At 44.3% G+C, this 19,588-nt stretch carries 12 protein-coding genes; 5 read left to right on the top strand and 7 right to left on the bottom strand.

The genetic code is table 11. The annotated features are described in order from the left end of the window. Positions 1-223: 223 nt before the first annotated feature. A complete protein-coding gene (locus tag NST45_RS01515) occupies positions 224-1,240 on the top strand; it encodes a LacI family DNA-binding transcriptional regulator (protein WP_036685366.1) in 1,017 nt (338 codons plus the stop codon). 124 nt (positions 1,241-1,364) lie between these two features. On the opposite strand, the gene NST45_RS01510 is transcribed toward NST45_RS01515, so the two are convergent. The 3 genes from NST45_RS01510 to NST45_RS01500 all read right to left on the bottom strand — a co-directional run bounded on the left by NST45_RS01510 (position 1,365) and on the right by NST45_RS01500 (position 6,282). Next, positions 1,365-2,375, bottom strand: coding sequence for a ketoacyl-ACP synthase III (locus NST45_RS01510; RefSeq protein WP_036685367.1), 1,011 nt, complete (start codon positions 2,373-2,375; stop codon positions 1,365-1,367). Between the two features lie 131 nt (positions 2,376-2,506). Next, positions 2,507-3,217, bottom strand: coding sequence for a hypothetical protein (locus NST45_RS01505; protein ID WP_162164282.1), 711 nt, complete (start codon positions 3,215-3,217; stop codon positions 2,507-2,509). 1,664 nt (positions 3,218-4,881) lie between these two features. Continuing rightward, positions 4,882-6,282, bottom strand: coding sequence for an MATE family efflux transporter (locus NST45_RS01500; protein WP_339826094.1), 1,401 nt, complete (start codon positions 6,280-6,282; stop codon positions 4,882-4,884). 159 nt (positions 6,283-6,441) lie between these two features. Here NST45_RS01500 and NST45_RS01495 point away from each other — a divergent pair, with 159 nt between their 5' ends. Beyond that, on the top strand, positions 6,442-7,323 hold the full coding sequence (locus tag NST45_RS01495; protein WP_339824644.1) for an AraC family transcriptional regulator: 882 nt from the start codon (positions 6,442-6,444) through the stop codon (positions 7,321-7,323). Between the two features lie 76 nt (positions 7,324-7,399). Here NST45_RS01495 and NST45_RS01490 read toward each other — a convergent pair whose 3' ends face one another. The 3 genes from NST45_RS01490 to NST45_RS01480 all read right to left on the bottom strand — a co-directional run bounded on the left by NST45_RS01490 (position 7,400) and on the right by NST45_RS01480 (position 10,859). Next, positions 7,400-9,010: an extracellular solute-binding protein gene (locus NST45_RS01490; protein WP_143766237.1), complete on the bottom strand. Its 1,611-nt coding sequence runs from the start codon at positions 9,008-9,010 to the stop codon at positions 7,400-7,402. A 68-nt stretch (positions 9,011-9,078) separates the two neighbouring features. Continuing rightward, on the bottom strand, positions 9,079-9,972 hold the full coding sequence (locus tag NST45_RS01485) for a carbohydrate ABC transporter permease (RefSeq protein WP_036685379.1): 894 nt from the start codon (positions 9,970-9,972) through the stop codon (positions 9,079-9,081). An 11-nt stretch (positions 9,973-9,983) separates the two neighbouring features. Further along, entirely contained in the window at positions 9,984-10,859 is an 876-nt protein-coding gene (locus NST45_RS01480; RefSeq protein ID WP_143766835.1) for an ABC transporter permease subunit, read from the bottom strand. A gap of 503 nt (positions 10,860-11,362) precedes the next feature. On the opposite strand from NST45_RS01480, the gene NST45_RS01475 reads away from it, so the two are divergent. Further along, entirely contained in the window at positions 11,363-13,597 is a 2,235-nt protein-coding gene (locus NST45_RS01475) for an AraC family transcriptional regulator (protein WP_036685380.1), read from the top strand. 86 nt (positions 13,598-13,683) lie between these two features. On the opposite strand, the gene gtfA is transcribed toward NST45_RS01475, so the two are convergent. After that, positions 13,684-15,126 carry a sucrose phosphorylase gene (gene gtfA / locus NST45_RS01470; protein WP_326046874.1) on the bottom strand — a complete coding sequence of 481 codons (1,443 nt, stop codon included), beginning with the start codon at positions 15,124-15,126 and terminating at the stop codon, positions 13,684-13,686. 374 nt (positions 15,127-15,500) lie between these two features. Here gtfA and NST45_RS01465 point away from each other — a divergent pair, with 374 nt between their 5' ends. Both NST45_RS01465 and NST45_RS01460 read left to right on the top strand, forming a co-directional pair. Continuing rightward, on the top strand, positions 15,501-16,493 hold the full coding sequence (locus tag NST45_RS01465; RefSeq protein ID WP_036685385.1) for a LacI family DNA-binding transcriptional regulator: 993 nt from the start codon (positions 15,501-15,503) through the stop codon (positions 16,491-16,493). 201 nt (positions 16,494-16,694) lie between these two features. Beyond that, positions 16,695-18,509, top strand: a complete 1,815-nt coding sequence (locus NST45_RS01460; protein ID WP_326046873.1) for an exosporium glycoprotein BclB-related protein — start codon at positions 16,695-16,697, stop codon at positions 18,507-18,509. Positions 18,510-19,588 lie beyond the last annotated feature (1,079 nt).

Raw genomic sequence — 19,588 nt, 5'->3', positions numbered from 1 at the left:
AGTTTTCTATTTTTGTAAAGATGTAATTTTGAATTTTTTTACATAGATTATTTTGGAGTAAATCTGCATAGTGAAATATATATTTGACTTGTTTCGGCAATAATAATAGACTGAAAATAATTGAATTTTCATTCACCCTATTCATAATAACTCGCAAATAACCGCTCTAGAACAGTCTTTTTCTCAAATTTCAACGATTTAGCGGAGGGTGGCATTATTAACTATGAATATCAAAATGATTGCCGAAATGGCCGGCGTTTCTGTCTCGACTGTTTCGAAAATTATGAACAATTACAGTGATGTTTCCGAAAAGACCAAGCAAAGAGTTTTGGAAATCATCGAACAAACCGGATACTCACCTTCCAACTCCGCCAAGACACTCGCAACTAAGAAGTCGAATCTGATCGGGGTTATTTTTGCTGGCGAGCTTAATGTCGAATTTACACATCCCTTTTTCGTAGAAGTGCTAAATTCTTTTAAAAAGCAGATGGGCGTTCTGGGCTACGATCTCATTTTCTTTTCCAACGAGAAATTCATCAGCAGCGGCGATTATTTCGCTCGATCTGTTCATTTTAATGTGGATGGATGTGTCATTATTTCCGGGCAAAAGATGGAGCCTACCATCCGCGATCTGGATATGAGCAGTATTCCTTGTATCGGGGTCGACCTTGAGCTAAAGGGCAAAAAATCCGGCTTTGTGATGTCAGATAACTTTCAGGTTTCTTCCAAGGTCGTGGAGCATTTTTATCTGCTTGGCTATAGAGAACTTGGATTTATCGGAAGTGCAGCGGATTCAGATATTTCTAACCTGCGGGAATCCGGATATGTCAAAGCTATTGAAAGCTTCGGCCTCACTTTGAACCGTCAGTGGTTTGTTCATGGCGACGATTTCTTTGAGCCCAGCGGTTATACGGCTATGCAGCAATTAATTCAAGCCGGAAATTTACCAAAAGCCATTTTTGCGGCTTCTGATTTGCTGGCTCTGGGAGCCATCCGGGCTTTGAAAGAACACGGTCTCAGCGTACCTGAAGATATTGCCATTATCGGATGTGACGACATTGAAGCCTGTAAATATACCAGTCCAAAACTGTCGACCATCCGCCAGAACAAAGAACGGCTTGGCATCCTCGCTGCCCATATGCTCTATGACTTGATTAACAATCAGTCTGGCGGTGGATCATTTGTAGTGGAGCCTGTGCTTATTGTGCGTGAATCCTGTGGCAGTCAATTAAATACTTAGTTAATCAACAAAAAAAGACAACTTATGTAAGCGGGTTTCCGCAAACGGCGTTGTCTTTTTATTGATTATCGAAAATGTTTCGTTATCTATCTTCATTGGTCTCTAGCTGGCCGAACTCCACCTCTTAATATGGAGTAGGTATCCCTACCTGATGATCCAAATTCAACTCAATCAATTGTCCTGCCTGGGTTAATCCGGCACCAAAACCATACATCAGGATCTTTTGTCCATTTTGTACCTTGCCCTCGCGGATGCCCAAATCGAGTGCTAAAGGAATCGTGGCAGCAGATGTATTGCCGAAATTCACAAGACTGTGCAGCACCTGCTCCAGCGGATAATTTAATCGCTCGCAAATTGGCTCAATCATCCGCATATTAGCGCTGTGTGGAATAAACCAGTCTACTTCCTCCAGACCTACCTCCGCTTTTTCTAGCAGCTGTTGCACACCTAAAGGAACCGTTCTGACCGCCCAGCGAAACACTTCTCGTCCGTTCTGTACCAGCATTTGTGTATCTACCAGCTCAATATTGTTTACAGTATGGGCAAGCCCCGTACGGTAAACATGATGTGCCCCACCGCCATCACTTGCCAGCTGGAAGCCTAAAAATCCCGTCGTCTGCTCATCACTTTCCACAAGCACTGCTCCAGCGCCATCCCCAAAAAGAATACATGTACTGCGGTCAGTATAATCCGTAATCTTGGAGATCGTATCCGCACCAATAACCAGTACCTTGCGATGCATTCCTGAAGCCACATAACTGTGAGCAGTATGCAGTGCATAGACAAAACCTGCGCATGCTGCACTCAAATCCATAGCACCAGCAGTCTGCGGAATGTTAAAACGATTTTGAATCAAAGAAGCTACTGAGGGAAAGGAAAAGTCAGGTGTACTCGTAGCTACCAGGACCATATCGACATCCTGAACGCTTTTTCCATAACGAGTCATAAGATCCTGCACAGCTGCTGCACATAAATCACTTGTATACTCATCCTGCCGACTAATTCGGCGCTCACGGATTCCGGTCCGTTGCACAATCCATTCATTATTTGTATCTACGATCTGCTCCAGATCGGCATTAGTCAGTCTTTTGGCTGGGACATAGGTTCCGATAGCGGTAATTTTTGCACCTGTCATTCCAATCACCTCTTCAATTAGTATCTGATATTAGTACTTGGTACTAATTATAACTCTGTGCCTGCTAAAAAGTAAAGAAGGCCGGTAAAGCATCCTAGCTTCCCGGCACTTCCGAAACCTTACGAACCCACTTAGAAACGTTTCCTATTACGCTGCTTTCTTTTTCTGACGAACAATATAATCGCAGTTGCAATAACCACCACTAAAATGATAAGCACAATCACGATATTCCATACATTAGGCACATAAACCTGCATTTGAATTGGCTCTGTATCCGCTAGTGTAACATTCCAAGTAAGGGTTCTGCCGTCCTCCACATTTGCATTATTGTCTCCATATAGATCCACAGGTAACGTTAATTTAAAGTCGAAAGCCATGTTTTGCAAAAAAGCCCGAATAATCGGCTTCGATAAACTGAGCGATCCCATATTATCCATTATGGTGTCTATGTAGCTATTTAATTTGGGCTTCGCCTCAACGTCATATTTGGTATAAAACCAATTATCTTTGGTATCTAATTTCAGGTCCACAATATCCAAGTCACCAGAAAGTGCTTTCATATCCTCAAAAGAGGCATAAGATTTCACGAATTCATAGACTGTAGATTTTCCATCTTGGCTTTTCTCTAGCTCAATCCCCTGATCCTTAAGTTTGTTTACCAGAGCATCTTCCATTTTTCCGCTAATCAACGCTTCTGCACGCGAATTCACTTTCATGTTCACTGCAATATCTACGCTTCCGTTCTTATTCACTGTGACATGAGCAGTGCCTTTAGAACAGCCTGATAATAGTACAAGCATTAAGAGCAGCCCTAGTAACGAAAACCCTCTCCATTTTGACAACAACATTTCCCTCAAACCCTTCAGTAACATGTATTTATATAACGGCTACCCATTCTATAAAGGCTAACTCATTTATATCATAGAATCAAACTCTATATGAATGAATAATCAAATTTGAGAACCGTCAAACTTAAACTTTATACGCGCATAAAAAAGAGGCCCTCACAGAAGTAATCATTTCTACTCATGAGGTAACCTCTTTCATAAAAACAGCACACGTAATGTTACTTCGAACGCTAGTTGTTCATACGATGCTCAATGTTACTTGGAGTGCCTATTGTTACTCAAGATGCTCATTGTTACTTGGAGTGCTCGACGTTACTCGGGATGCTCAATGTTACTTGAAGTGCTCGACGTTACTCGGGATGCTTAATGTTACTTGAAGTGCTCGACGTTACTCGGGATGCTTAATGTTACTTGAAGTGCTCGACGTTACTCGGGATGCTTAATGTTACTTGAAGTGCTCATTGTTACTTGGAGTGATCGCTGTCGCTTGGGTGCACGGTGTTACTTGGACTTTCAAAGTCGCTTTCGGACTCCAGAGCCGTTATTTCCCCACAAACACCTCTTTTCATGAGCTATCGGACTCCAGAGTCACTATTGCCGCAAAATCACCCCATTATGAGCCAACTTACGAGGATTAGCGCCTCTCCAGTCCGAAACTATCCAAAAAAGGACCTAAACCGGCAAATAGCTGCAGCTGAGTCCGAAAGCACAACGCCAGAGCTCCCGTAACCGCCCTACTGCCCCTAAACTAATCAATTTTCGAGCCGCAGAGTTGCTCTTGTTTAATCGGGATGATCATTGTTACTTGAAGTGCTCATCATTACCTAGAGTGCTCGACGTTACTCAAGATGCTTAATGTTACTTGAACTGCTTAATGTTGCTTGGGTGCACGGTGTTACTTAGACTTTCAAAGTTGCTTTCGGACCTCAGAGCCGTTATTTCCGCACAAACGCCTCTTTTCATGAGCTATCGGACTCCAGAGTCACTATTGCCTCAAAATCACCCCATTATGAGCCAATTTACGAGGAATAGCGCCCCTCCAGTCCGAAACTATCCAAAAAAGGCCCTAAACCGGCAAATAGCTGCAACTGAGTCCGAAGGCACACGCCAGAGCTCCCGTAACCGCCCTACTGCCCCTAAACTAATCAATTTTCAAGCCGCAGAGTTGCTCTATGTTTAATCGGGATGATCATTGTTACTTGAAGTGCTCATCATTACCTAGAGTGCTCGGCGCTTCTCAAGTTGCTTAATGTTACTTAGACTTTCAAAGTTGCTTTCGGACCTCAGAGCCGTTATTTCCGCACAAACGCCTCTTTTCATGAGCTATCGGACTCCAGAGTCACTATGGGTGCAAAACGACCCCATTATGAGCCATTTTACGAGGAATAGCGCCTCTCCAGTCCGAAACTATCCAAAAAAGGCCCTAAACCGGCAAATAGCTGCAGCTGAGTCCGAAAGCACACCGACCCGCCCGCGAGCACCCTACTACCGCCCCTAACCACCCTACTGCCACCCGCAACCACCCTACTGCCGCCCGCAACCGCCCAACTACCGCTCTCCTGCAGCCGCCCTACTGCCGCAACAAACACTACTCAACAAACAACGTCCGACTCTAAAACCACTCCATTGCCCATCAAGCTAGGCTTATAGAGTCCCGCTTATGTGGTTAACGAGGTGCTTCTTTTCCCGGCTCCATGTAGTGAAGCATTCTCTTCACTCAAGCCGATATCCGCTTGGCGGAGAACCTTTCGCCCCCTCCAGCGCGCCAGAACAAGCAAGCCTCTCACCAATTCGTCGGCTATCATACAACAATAGATACCCATAAGTCCCCAGCCGACGCTGATTCCTAACCAATAGGAGCAGCCCACGCCAATGAGGGACATAGACACGATGGAAGTATACATCGTATAACGCGTATCCCCGATAGCGTTCAGCGCGTTGCCGAGGGCCATATTCAGCATTTTGGAGGGCTGGAGCAATAGATTTAGAGCTAACAAAGAAACCCCGATCGCAATAATCTTCGGATCAGATGTGAAATAACCGAGCAGCTGTTTTCCGAACAGGAATAGTAACAGCATGTTAGCTGACACAATGCTCAAACCAATAAAGAGTGTACGATACGCACTGCGATAAGCTTCTTTCAATTTGCCTGCTCCAAATAAATGAGCAATCTGTATCTGCCCCGCCAGCGCAAAAGCATAACCAAGTGTGAAGCAAAAGGACTCCAAGGTATTAAGATACGTGCGTGCTGCTAACGCTTCGGCTCCAAGTGCAGCCAGAAAGGAATACACAATAAGCTGGGAGAATACCCAACAGGAAGAATTGATCCCAAGAGGCCAGGCAATCTTCAGGATCTGCTTGAACAGCTTGCCATTGAATATGGGGAAATCTCTAAGTCTAACCTTGATCTCGAAAGAACGCCGGAATAGGGAGTAGAGAATAATCACTCCGACCAGTCTACTGACAATACTGGAGATCGCGATGCCCGCAAGGCCTAGCTGTGGCAGACCGAATACACCAAATATAAAAATATAGTTCAGAATAATATGGATGACATTGATTATAATCCCTGTGTACATCGGTCCTTTGGTATTCCCTGTGTTACGGATAGCGGTACCGAGGGAAGCGATCATCCCGACCATAAAAAGTCCACCGCCGACGTAGGAGATATAGACATTGGAAAGTGACAATAGCTCAGGTGCTATATTTAGAACCCCACCAATAGGGCCCGCATAGAAAAACAACACAATACTCACGACAATCCCCAACACGAGGCTAACCGATACTCCCATAATAGCAATCGTGCGCGCTTCACCAAAACGTTTGGAGCCCATTCTCTGCGCGATCAGAATCCCCGCTCCACCCGCAAATGTTGTAAAAAGCGTGGTCAATGCACCGAACAATTGATTGGAAATGCCGACTACGGCGACTGCATCATCAGAGATACGGCTGACCATTAATGTATCTACCGTACCCAGCAGAGTCTGTAGAAATACCTCTATAAATATAGGCCAAGCCAATACCCAGAGTCCAAAACCCTGTCTTTCTTTTTTCACTATACAAACCCTCCTCGTAAACCATGCCTACAGACTTAGCCTAAAAAATAACATCTTTATTCATTAGGTCAGACTAAATTATAGATGATATACTTTGGATGATGGTACAGATTTCAAACCAATTATTACATTATTCCAACCTCACTAAAAGGAGCTTCTGACATGAACATCTTGAACTTCACCGTTCCTCCGTTGCTGTACTACATTGTAAGCGGATTCCATACTTTCTCCCCCGGCCATTATCATATGAGCCGCCATAATACCCGGGTGTTCGATTTGCTTGTAGTTAAACAAGGCTGTTTATATATGAGTGAAGGCGGTCTCCCTTTTCAAGTAAAAGCAGGTCAGGCGCTCTTACTTCGTCCAGACAGCCATCATTTCAGTACGGATAGCTGCAAGGAATCCACCTCTTATTATTGGCTGCATTTTCAAACGGTGGGCGACTGGAATATGACCGAGGATACGACTGCTGCGCTTGAGAAAGACAACGTCAAAATAGAGAACTCCCTGCAATCTGACGAATTTGATATCCGGCCGTTTAGCTTACGCTTGCCTCAATATACAACTCTGCTGCAGCCGTCCAAGATGGAAGAGCTGCTCTCGCAGCTGAATCAGCTTGTGCCTAATTCCCATTTAAGCGATACTCCATTTCAGCAGCAGCTGTTGTTTCAGGAGGTTATACAGCAGTTATTCGCCTCCCTCAGCCATGAGCGCCCCTCGCCCTCCAAAATATGTGCAGAGCAGGCGGCCTCCTATTTACGCAGCCATTTTCGTGAGCATATCACTGCGCAGCAGCTCGGGGAAAGTCTAAGCTTTCACCCTGTATATATCGCTCGTTGCATGAAGAAGGAATACGGCTGTGCGCCGATGGAATATCTGCTGCATTATCGGATTCAGCAAAGTAAACTTTTGCTGATGCAGACCAGCTACACGATTGCCCGTATAGCCGAGGAAGTCGGCTTCAATCAGGCCCCTTACTTCAGCTCCAGCTTTATTCGAATAGAAGGAACCACTCCACGGGAATTCCGTCAACGTTTCTCGTAAATCTGAGTACGTTAAAGAACACAAAAAAAGGGATGCTCCCCCCATTTGGCTTAGGGAACATCCCTTGCTACTTTTATTATTTCAAACCCTTCTCCTGCACATAAGCGTCCCATTGCTTGATATATTCGGTCTGGATTTTCTCAAGGCCTGCTTGCTTAGCCTTTTCCATAAAGGTGGTTAAACCCGCATCAACATCCTCTACTAATCCAGCTTGCAATGGATACAGGTATTGCTTTTCCACCTGCTCTAGTGCTGCTTTTTCCGCCTGATAGGAGGTATAATCCTCAGCAAAACCTGTGAAAATATCCGGTTTCTGAATTTTGTCGAGCTCAGCGAAGATTTCCTTCACGCCGTCATAGGATTTATCAAACAACATGAACTCCGGATTCCGCCAAGCCCAGCCATTCATTCCCTCGCGTGTAAAACCGTTTGTTGAAGCATCTCCAATAAGTTCATAGTAGCCGTTCGCATCAATTTTATAGTTCTTTCCTTCCACACCGTATTGTGTGAGTTGGTTGTAACGTTTATCCATGACCATCTTTTCATAGAAGGCCAGCGCACGTTCAGGGTTCTTGCTGCTCTTCGGAATGGCGAAACCATTATGAATAGGATGAACTGGTGTTGCATAACCAATGGTATTGCCATAAGGATAGTAACCTAGATCCCAATCCGGATGTGCTGCTTTCACCTTCATCAACGTATCGTTGAAGCGAGTCGGATTATCTCCGAAGATGCTTGCTGCCTTGCCCGCGATAATCGGCGCCTGGATGGTATCCTTCAAGTTCAGGACGTTTTTGGAAATCAATCCGTTTTCCTGCCAGCGTCTCATCGTCAGCAGCTCTTCTTTATGTTCCTCCGAGCCCCAATAGAGATAAGCTTTTGAAGGATCATCGTACTTAATACCAATACCGTAAGGCAGCGGACTGCCGACCTGTGCGGTAAGTGTTGAATATACATCATGAATGTTACCTCTTACATCACTGTTAAAAGAAGCCGGCGACATCTGCGGTTCATTTTTCTTGATTCCTTCCATGTATGCTTCATAGCTAGCCAGATCTGTCGGCTGAGGCAGATTGTATTTCTTGCGCAGATCCTCACGCCATACGAAGCCATTCGTTACATACTCCTTATAAGTCGCAGGAACGGTGTAAATCTTGCCATCAATCTTCACGGCATCCCACATTTCCTGTGGTACGAATTGCTGGAGTTCTGGGGCAGCTTTTGGCAGCAGATCATCTATAGCCAAAAAAGCTCCCTTTTTCGCATAAGCCTGATATTGTGTCCAGTCCGCAGTGAAGATCAAATCGATCGATTGGCCCGACGACAGCAGCAGCTTATATTTCTGATCCCAATCTGTCCAGGTTGTATAGTTGAATTTAACGGTTGCATTCAGATCCTCTTCGGCCATTTTGTTAATTTCTGCTTCAATGCTTGAGAGGTCCTTCGGCGCATCGCCTAGCATATAGAATTGCAGCTCTACCTTTTTGGAAGTGTCCAGTCCGGTCTTCTCCTCAGTAACTGCGTTCGTACTTTGTGCTGTGTTTCCTCCGCTATTGCTCTCTTTTACCGCCGCATTGTCTCCGTTTGCAGAATTAGAATTCCCCCCGCAGCCTGCCAGCAGCGTCAAGCCCAATACTGACGTAAGCAGAATAGACATGCGTTTGCCCCGTTGTTTATTCATCTGAATCCTCCCTTTTCACTATGCTTCTATGTTAGCCGACTGTACCTTAACCCGGTAGTGGGCAGGTTGCGGTTCTAACCTTTCACAGCGCCGATGGTTAGGCCTTTGACAAAATAACGCTGAACGAACGGGTACAGAAAAAGAATAGGTCCCGTCACGACAATTGCCATCGCCATTTTGGTAGACTCAGCAGGGACCTCCGTAGCCAGTGACACCCCGGTTCCCGCCCCCATCTGTGCGATAAACTGTGCTGAATTAATAACATTGTACAGATAGAACTGCAGCTGATATTTATGCGTATCATTGATGAACAGTGAAGAGGTGAACCAGTCATTCCAGTAATACAAAGCCAGAAACAAACCGACTGTAGCGATGCCCGGCATGGAAAGCTTGAGTACAATCTGCCAGTAAATCCGGAAATCACCAGCCCCGTCTATTTTGCCAGAATCGAATAATTCCTCAGGAACTGCAGATTTGATGAAGTTTTTCATTAAAATGATCAAAAATGGCGTCATCAGACCTGGAAGCACCAGTACCGCATAGGAATCCAGCAGACCGAGGTATTTCGTAATCATGATGTACCACGGGACAAGTCCTCCCCCAAACAAAGTCGTAAAGTATATATAGAAGGAAAAGCTATTTCGATATTTGAAATCTTTACGCGCCAACACATAACCCGCCATAGTCATGAAAAAAAGTCCCATTACCGTTCCAATCGCAGTTGTGCTGACTGTGACCGCATATGCCCGCAGCACCTCATCCGGGAAGATGAATACCGTCTTGTAGCCCTCCAGTGAGAACTGTGCCGGAATCAGATGATAGCCATCGCGGATAATGGACTCATTGCTGGTCAAAGACGCAGAGATAATTAGCAAAAAGGGCAGCAGGCAAGCGATCGACAGGCCAATAATGACCACATAGGCAATCCAATGAAGCATTCGCGTATATTTATCCTTTTGAATTTTCATTCCTTATCCTCCTAGAACAGGGCGTAGTCATCGTTTATTTTGCGGATAATATAGTTGACCGTCATAATGAGGACGAAGCCGAACAAGGATTGATAAACCCCGGCAGCCGTTGCCATGCCCACATCAAAGGTTACTTTAAGCGAACGGTATACATAGGTATCAAGGATATCCGTCGTATTGTAGAGCAGCCCGTTATTGCCTATTAATTGATAGAAAAGATCGAACTGGCCCTTCATAATACTGCCGAGCGCAAAGAGCAGCAGCACCACAAAGGTTGATTTGAGCATCGGCACCGTTATATACCAAATCCGCTGGAAAATATTAGCGCCATCAATTTTGGCCGCTTCATAATATTCGTCACTAATCCCCGTAATCGCCGCCAGATAAATCACCATACTGTAGCCAAGATTTTTCCATAGATAAAAGATAATGATCAGAAAGATCCATGCCCAAGGTTTACTGTAAACGTCGACCGGATCAAGGCCAAATTGGGTAAGTATTGTATTCAAGAAACCGCTGTCATAATTAAACAAGTTGTAGACAATTACACTGAGAATTACAAAGGATACAAAGTAAGGCAGAAACATTACCGATTGGCTAATCTTTTTAAACCATTTTCCATTGAGCTCACTCAGCAGGATCGCACAGACAATTGCCAGCACATTCCCTAGTACAATAAAAGCAATATTGTATCCTATCGTGTTCATCGTGAGCTTCACCAGCGTACCGGATCTCCAGAGGAACTCGAAATTCTGCAACCCGACAAAATTGGAATTGAACATACTGCTGTTGAAGTCGAATTGAGTGAACGCATAATAAATGCCTACCATTGGAAAATAGGAATTCACCAGAAAAAAGACCAAGGTGGGCAGCAGCATCAGAAACATTACCCGATTGTGCACCAGCTCATACAACAATCCTTTCTTCTTTCTTGTCGTTCGTAAGCGTGCTCTACCATCAGCCTGGATGCCAAGTTCGACGTTTGAAATTCCTTTGGATGAGGTTTGGCTCAAGATCTCTCACTCCCCTTAATATAGAAACTGCATAATTCCACTATAGGGGGATTCTTCTGAACACAGAAGTGAAGCTTACAAGCCTTACTGCACAAACTGGCGAAACAGGAACTGAACAATCAGGATGTTTATGTAAAAGTCTTCGGAGACCCACAGAGCTTCTCAAGCTTCGCTAACCCCGTATAATCCTTGTAGAAAAGGCTGTTTTGTACATGAATATTTAATTTGTTCACTCCCTTCAGATTGGAAAAATGCAGGATTATAAGGTTGCTCCACTGTTCCGTTCACTCTTGGGGACTTATAATAAAGGAACTTCATAATATGAATTCATCCAGAGTCTTGTCCGAGTAAGTCATATGATGATCAGGGGGGACGGTATGAAGAATAATGATCTACGGAGAAAAAGACTACTGTATGGCAAGCTGCTCACTACCATAACCCTGTGCATATCGTTAACCCTTCTTATCTCTACTTTTGTTTACTATACGTACTACATCGGTGTCGAGAAGACGCAAACCTTCCGCTCCGATCTAAGGGACCTGACCCAGACCGGCAAAAAAGTAGTCAACATGGCTGAAGTCGCGCAAACGCTTTCATTTCAACTGTATCGAACCAGCACGATTTCTCATCTGTTGTTCTACAACAAGCCTTCTATTTATGAGGTAACCGCAGCGATGTCCGATCTCGGAAACTACTTAAATTCCATGCCCTATATTGAATCCATCTATGTATATAATCCGAATAATGACACGGTTTATATTTCGGCAGCACAGGGCCAGAATGGCGTATTCACCACCCGCGAACTGGTGGACACTGAAATTATTCAGATGCTGAATCATTATCAGGATTACAAAACATTCACGCCGATTCCGCGAACCTATTCCATAAATGAACCTGAGAAGAAAACCATCTCAGTCTATACTTACCTCTGCTATGATGCCATCAATTGGGACCGCTCTATTAACTCTGCGGTTATTGTTAACATATCCGCGGCTTGGATCAATAAAGAACTGGCTAACGGCAATACACCCGGTAGTGGCAGTACCTACATTTTAGATGACCAAGGCCGTTTTCTGTCGGGGAATAAGCTGACACTGGAGAAGCTCTCCGGGGATGAAAACAGTTGGCTGGAGCATCAAGTAAAAGCACGCTCTGCCGGCTATTTTACTGCCCCTTTTAGAGGGAATAAATCACTGGTGTCCTATACTTCGCCCGATTCGCTTGGCTGGCAATATGTGCGCATTACTCCTTATGAGGTGATTACTGAACAGACCAATCATATCCGCAATACTACACTTCTGATTTCTATAATTATTCTATTGTTCGGTCTTGTTATTTCTAGAGTACTGTCCAAACGGCTTTATCTGCCGATTGATTCGATCGTAAGCCGAATGAACACCCTTGAGGCAGATAAACGCAACACCATGTTCACGATCAGGCAGAATTCATTACGCAATCTGGTGCTTGGCATTAAATCTCCTCATAACAGCCGGCAAAATGATGTTCAACAGCTGGGTATTTCTTTTAATTTAAACGAGGGCTACCGGCTAGTATTACTACGCATTGATGAGTACGAAGCTCTGCGAAAGGAACGAGGCTCTTATCTGCTTCCGTACAAGTTTGCCATCATGAATATTGCCTCAGAGATCTGTGGACAGACTTATCAGGTGGAAACTGTAGATATGAATGACGATAGCGTGGTCATGTTGCTTAGCAGCATGACCTCCACTGAACATCTGGATACCGAGCTGATTGAAGTGCTGCTGCGGCAGATCCGCGTGGCCTGCTGTGATTATCTAAAAATCGGACTGTCGTTAGTGTACAGCCCCATCAGTGATAATCCTGATGTACTAAACCGGCTGTACAGTCAGGCCAGAGAAGCTTCCAAACATAGACTGTTTTATGGTCATGGCAGCTTGATCAATGCTGAGCGCATTAGCGAGCTTCAGAACAATCTTTACTCCTATCCGGCTGACAGCGAGAAAAAGCTGGTCGATGCGCTCACAAGTGGCAGAACAGACGAAGCCCGCAGTCACTTCTCCGAAATGGTACGTGAAATGGAGCAATATCCCTATCATGTGCTGGAACTTACTGTTTCAAGGGTGACGCTAACGATTAAACGAATCGTCGATAACATCAAGAAGCTTAGTCCTACCTCCACCGAAGGGATGATGGTGATGCCTTCGCTTGAACATTATGAAACGATAGAAGAATTTGAAGCGGCTTTTTACCAGCTTTTCGATCATATTCAGGAATTCCAAGCGGATAAGCGCAGCTCCAAGCAAAGCGATCTAATCCGGCAAATCAACCAAACCATTCAGCAATCTTACATGGACCCTTGCCTAAGTCTGAACCAAATCGCGGATGAACTTAATATGTCTCCGATTTATGTCAGCAGACTTTATAAGCAGCAGACCCTAACCACTATTGTGGATGTCATCATGGAGGTACGGATGAAGGAAGTTTGCCGCCTGCTTGTAGAGAGTGATTTGTCGGTATCGGATATTGCTGAAGTAACTGGCTTCACCAGCAGTTCTTATCTCCACCGGATGTTCAAACGCAACTTCAGCCTTACACCAATAGAATTCAGACGGACCAAAAACAGTTCATAACATGAATCACCTATCCCCCAAAAAGAAGGGTGTTCCAGCAGCCATTAACCCAGCCTTTGGAACACCCATCGATATCATATGAAATATTAAAATACCTTCGCAATATTTGCTTCATTCTCACCTGCAAGAATGGTGTATTCTTTGGTCAACAGATTCGCTTCAAGCTTCGCCACACTGTTCTCATTTTTCCAAGTGATGTTCAGCTCATTCTCACTACCTTGTTCAATCTTGATCTCACCATCAAAAGCTGGACAGCTATTTCTGAATTTTAACAATGCGAACAGCTTTTGAACAACAGGACGTTGTACCTCAGCAGCAATTTCATCTTTAGAATAATAATGGCGGTTAATATTGCGTCCTTCTTTTGTGCTTTCGAGCAGCTCAATATCATTCTCGCCAGCGAATAGACCTACATAATAAATCTGTGGAATACCAGGGGCGAAGCACTGAATAGCTCTGGCCAAAAGATATGCCTGATCATCATTGCCAAGTGCAGAATAATAAGTGCAGTTAATTTGATAAATATCCAGATTATTATAAGCGGCGGAGCTATATTTTTTCTTAACATTCGCTCCTTGGCTATATAGGCTTTCTCTGGTCATTTCAGCTTCTTCGTCGGTCATCAGGTCCTTAACATCCACTACGCCGATGCCGTCATGCGTATCCAGGGTAGTGAATTGTTTTCTCGGACAGATTTCCAGCCAATGCGCAAGCCGATTTACTTTTCCACTATACAGAGCATGTAATACCAACATTGGCAGGGCAAAATCATAGACATAATAATCCTTGTCTGCAATCTTCAATTGAATGCTGTAATGCTCATGGATTTCCGGAAGAACAGTTACGCCATAAGGTTCTACTACTTCTTTAGACAAATTCAACATTTCCCAAATATCCGGTTCTACGAAAAAGCAGTTGGTACCGATCTTTTTGTTGGCATAGGCAAAAGCGTCCAGCCGGATAATCGATGCTCCTTTATCAGCAAGAAAGGTCAGATTGTCTTTCACGAATTTCTTCGTAGTTTCCGTAGTCACGTCCAGATCAATCTGCTGCTCATCAAACGTACACCAAACCTTTTCCTTCGTCCCATCTTTAAAAGTAACCTCTACGTATGGCGCCCGCGGTTTACGTTTATAAATTAAATCCACATCAACCTCAGTTGGTTCACCGTTAGGCCAGAAATCCTTGTAACGAATGAATAAATCCTTATATTCCGATTCATCCTTCTTCTCAAGGAAATCTTGAAAGTATGGAGACTGCTGTGAAATGTGATTGATCATGAAATCATACATCATGTAGAACTTCTGGCTCATCTGTTCAATTTCCGCCCAGTCGCCAAAAGCTGAGTCAACCTTGGTGTAATCCATCGGGGCAAATCCCCGGTCGCCCGAAGAGGGGTAAAACGGCAATAAATGAACCCCACCCACGACTCCTTGCAAGTGTGTATCCAGTACTTCGTTTAGTTCTTTTAAATTGTTTCCCATGCTATCTGCGTAAGTGATAAGCATAGCTTCATTTTTAATCTGCATATTGGAGTTCTCCTTCTATTTCAATTTATACACTCTTGCTTCATAAGTCAGAGAAATCATCAAACTAATGTAATTTAATGAAAGCGTTCTCCTAAGAATCCTGTTCCTCCCTAGATGAACGTTTATTCAAAACCAATTTTATAGATGCGCAAATAATATGTCAAACGTTTTCATATAATTATATTCATATAATATAGACAAAATTATTGATATTTAATATTATACCTGAATATTTTGTGGTAACGTATAACATACCTATTATAACTATCAAAAACAATCTATGCTTTTACAATTGTTAGTCTTGATTAGTGTCAACAATCCAAGAAACGTTGTAGAATATAGATTAGAGCATTTTATGAAACGGGGATGAGGGTATGGCAAGTATTAAAGATGTTGCCAAGGAAGCGGGCGTTGCTGTAGCTACCGTGTCCAGAGTAATGAACAACCGGGGATATATCAGCAAAGAGACGCGTAAAAAAGTTGAACAAGCGATGGACGCCTTAGATTATCATCCTAATCAAATCGCCAGAGCCTTACAGAAGAATCAATCCTTTTTTATTGGGATTATTGTTCCAGATTCGAACCACCCTTTCTTTTCCGATCTCATCAAGTATGTTGAAATGAGTGCTAATGAAAAAAACTATAAATTGCTAATATGCAATTCTCTTGACGATCCTGAGAAAGAAGCCAACTATATTAGCATGCTTCGCCAGAATCAAGTAGATGGCATTATCATGTGCAGCCACACCATGAATATTGAAAGCTATAAAAAGGTCCCTTTCCCTATTGTCTCTTTTGACCGTTTTATTTCCTCCAACATTCCTTGTGTGGGATCGGATAATTACCGCGGTGGTGAGCTAGCTACCGAACATTTGATACAGCTGGGCTGTAAACGGTTGCTACATATCTCCGGCCCGCTAGATCTGGATATTCTAGCGAATCGTCGTCGGGATGCTTTTGTCATCACTAGTATGAAACATGGTGTAACCTACGATATTATCGAAGGTGCGCATAATAAGCTTACCTTTGATTATTTTTGGTCCTTTGTCACCGAAAATATCTCTCCAGCCCAACTTCGAGAATATGATGGAGTATTTTGCAGTAATGATATTGTGGCTTATGCTTTATACATTTATGCTGAACAGCAAGGCATTCGAGTGCCCGAGCAACTGAAAATCATCGGTTATGATTACCACAGCTTTACCCGCATGCTTCAGAGTCCTAAATTGACTACCATAATGCAACCTAGTGATCGGATCGGGGTCATGCTGACCAATACTCTCCTGCAAATGATCGAAAGTGCTGACGGAGAGCTAATCAACAACACTACTGTAGACGTAACTCTTATTAAAGGAGAGACTACTTAACGTATCTATTAAAAAGGTAGACTACCGTAATTAGCGGTGGCCTTCCTTTTTTTGTATTGCTTCATTAATAACGACTTTCAGGAATAACGGCTTTCAGGGCAATTATTGTAACAACTTCCGCTTCTCAGAATATGCTGATTGGGCAGGTTCCCATTTTTTAAAGGAATGAACAGGAGAAGTTCAAGGAGGAGATATAGAAATATGCCTGATTACAGACCATTTAAAGGCGATGCTATCCTAAACAAGCATGGAAGGATCAGCAGTCCTATTAGAAAGAGGGAGTGTAACGCACTATTAAAAATAGTCACTGATCTCTCTGCAGTGGTACCCCCCGTACTTACGAATCCCACAACACTTCATATTGTCAATCTCCAAAGAGTGTTAAGAGAGCTATTGGAATTCTTGCATACTTCTAAGTTATGCAGCCCTTTTAGAACTGAGCTACTTTCTGTAGTAGAGATAACCATTGTATCGACCGAAGTCAGTCCCTTCTCAGTCGTAAGCGTTGGCACTAATCTTCAACTGCTATTAGCTGAGTTATTATCTTTTATTCTCGCCACGAAGATTGACCCTAATTGCAAAGATCAGCTGATTATTCAGATCAGACATATTCAGGCTTCTATTACACAAGCAATTGGATTACCTATTAAAGGTGTGACTGGACCTCAAGGGCCACAGGGACCACAGGGACCTCAGGGGCCGCAAGGATCTCAGGGGGTTCCGGGAGCAACGGGAACTACAGGGGCAGGGCTGCAAGGAATTGTTGCTTTTAATCCTGCATTAAGCCCTACTTATCCTGCCGGTCAAGTAGTAACCTTCAATGGTAGTACCTATATAGCTACTGTTGCGGGACCAACGGGAACACCTGGAAGTTCACCAGATTATTTATTAATTGCTGGGGGCTCCACAGGCCCCCAAGGACCTCAAGGCCCTCAAGGAACACCGGGACTTCAAGGACCTCAGGGGCCGCAAGGGGTAGGGCTGCAAGGGATTGTAATCTTTAATCCTGCACAAAGTCCTACTTATCCAGCAGGTCAAGTAGTAACCTTCAATGGCAGCACCTATATTGCTACCGTTTCTGGACCTACTGGAATACCCGGGAGTTCACCAGATTACTTGTTAATCGCTGGTGGCGCGATGGGACCTCAAGGACCACAGGGTGTGCAGGGGATTCAAGGGCCAACAGGTGCGCAAGGACCAGCAGGTCCAGGCGTAGGAGCAACTGGAGCGACTGGCTCGACTGGCGCTGCAGGCTTGGCAGGCCCTGCTGGTGCAACGGGCGCGACGGGCGACCCCGGCGCGGTCGGCGTTGCCGGAGCTACGGGTGCAACGGGTGCGACTGGTGATCCCGGCGCGGTCGGCGTTGCCGGAGCTACGGGTGCAACGGGTGCGACTGGTGATCCCGGTGCGGTCGGCGTTGCCGGAGCTACGGGTGCAACGGGTGATCCCGGCGCGGTTGGAGCTACTGGCATTACCGGAGTCACTGGTGCAACCGGTAACGGTGCAATTATTCCGCTGGCATCCGGAGGACCTATTATTATGACCACGGTTTTAGGTGGTTTGGTGGGAACAACAAGCCTTGTAGGCTTCGGAAGTTCAGCCACAGGCATTTCTCTTGTTGGCGGTAATGTTGATTTAACAGGTACTCTCCTTGGACCGCTTATCAACTTTGCATTCTCGACTCCTCGTGCAGGAGTGATAACATCCCTTGCTGCTTATTTCAGTAATACCATAGCTTTATCGCTGCTTGGTACTACAATAAATGTAACAGCACAGTTGTACCAATCGGCCACACCAAATAACACATTTACTGCTATTCCAGGGGCATTAGTAGCGCTCCCACCTATCACAGGTACTATTAATCTAGGAACTTTTGTCAATGGAATTACAAATGATATCAATTTTGCTGTAACACCACAGACACGTCTGCTTATGGTATTCTCAGCCACTGCTACAGGCCTCACCCTTGTAAATACAGTCACTGGTTATGCAAGTGCTGGCTTTACGATTGTATAATCATTAAAACAAATTCAAAAAAAGGCATCTGCCATTCCTTCTAAGGAGTGATAGATGCTTTTTTGGTAATATACGGTACACTTACTTGATCTTTCGGACTCAACTGCCGCTATTCGTTAATTTATCCCTGTTTAGAGAGATCATCGGACCTGAGAGGCGGTATTGGGCAGAAATGGTGCTCAATAGCGTCTATTTTGTACAAATAACGCCTATGGGGTCCAATAGCAACTCAAAAATAGGAAACTGTTGCAAATAAGAGCGCTTGAGTCCGATAGTCTGCAATGTCACTCCCCGCTCTTCTTCTCTCCTACTCATGTCCGGAGGCTGAATCCCTATTACCGAAACCTTCCTTTCCTTTGGTCTCGATCAGGAGCTGCAGATACGCTGCTTACTACACCTCCTTCTATACACTTACCATCACTACTTAGAATCTACTGTTTCTTTCCCACGTCGGATGAGCTGCTTACTATGCCTCCCTCTATACACTTACCTTCACTTAGGTCTACCGTACTCTCCCACGTCGGATGCGCTGCTTAGGTCTACCATTCTCTCCCACGTCGGATGAGCTGCTTACTACGCCCTCCTCTATACAATTACCTTCACTACTTAGGGTCTAACGTACTCTCCCACGTCTGATGCGCTGCTTACTACGCCCCTTCCATACACTTACCTTCACTACTTAGGGTCTACTGTTCTTTCCCATGTCGGGTGAGACGCTTACTACGCCCCTTCTATACTCTTACCTTCACTACTTAGAGACTACTGTTCTTTCCCACATCGGGTGAACTATATTTGATGCTGTGGTAGGGTAGGGACATTAAGTGGCGTTCTAGGTACAATATGCTTGTAAATGTTCAACATCCACCGGTTAGTAAAATACCAAAGGCTGGCTCATTCGTAGATTTCACTACTGATGAGCCAGCCTTTAGTTAGATATCCATTATATTAGGGAAATCCTCCCTAATATTCATCGATAATCGCTTTAAAATAAGGTTTTTAGGGAATTTATCCCTAAAAATTCATGCAAATACCCATTTATGGCTAAAACATCCTATTATTAGGGAGGTTTTCCCTAATCC

Source organism: Paenibacillus sp. FSL R7-0163 (genome assembly GCF_037969975.1).
In the GTDB taxonomy this organism is placed as follows: Bacteria; Bacillota; Bacilli; order Paenibacillales; family Paenibacillaceae; genus Paenibacillus_AQ; species Paenibacillus_AQ odorifer.
The sequence above is the reverse complement of the archived record's forward strand: the minus strand, read 5'-3'. Positions and strand labels throughout refer to the sequence as shown.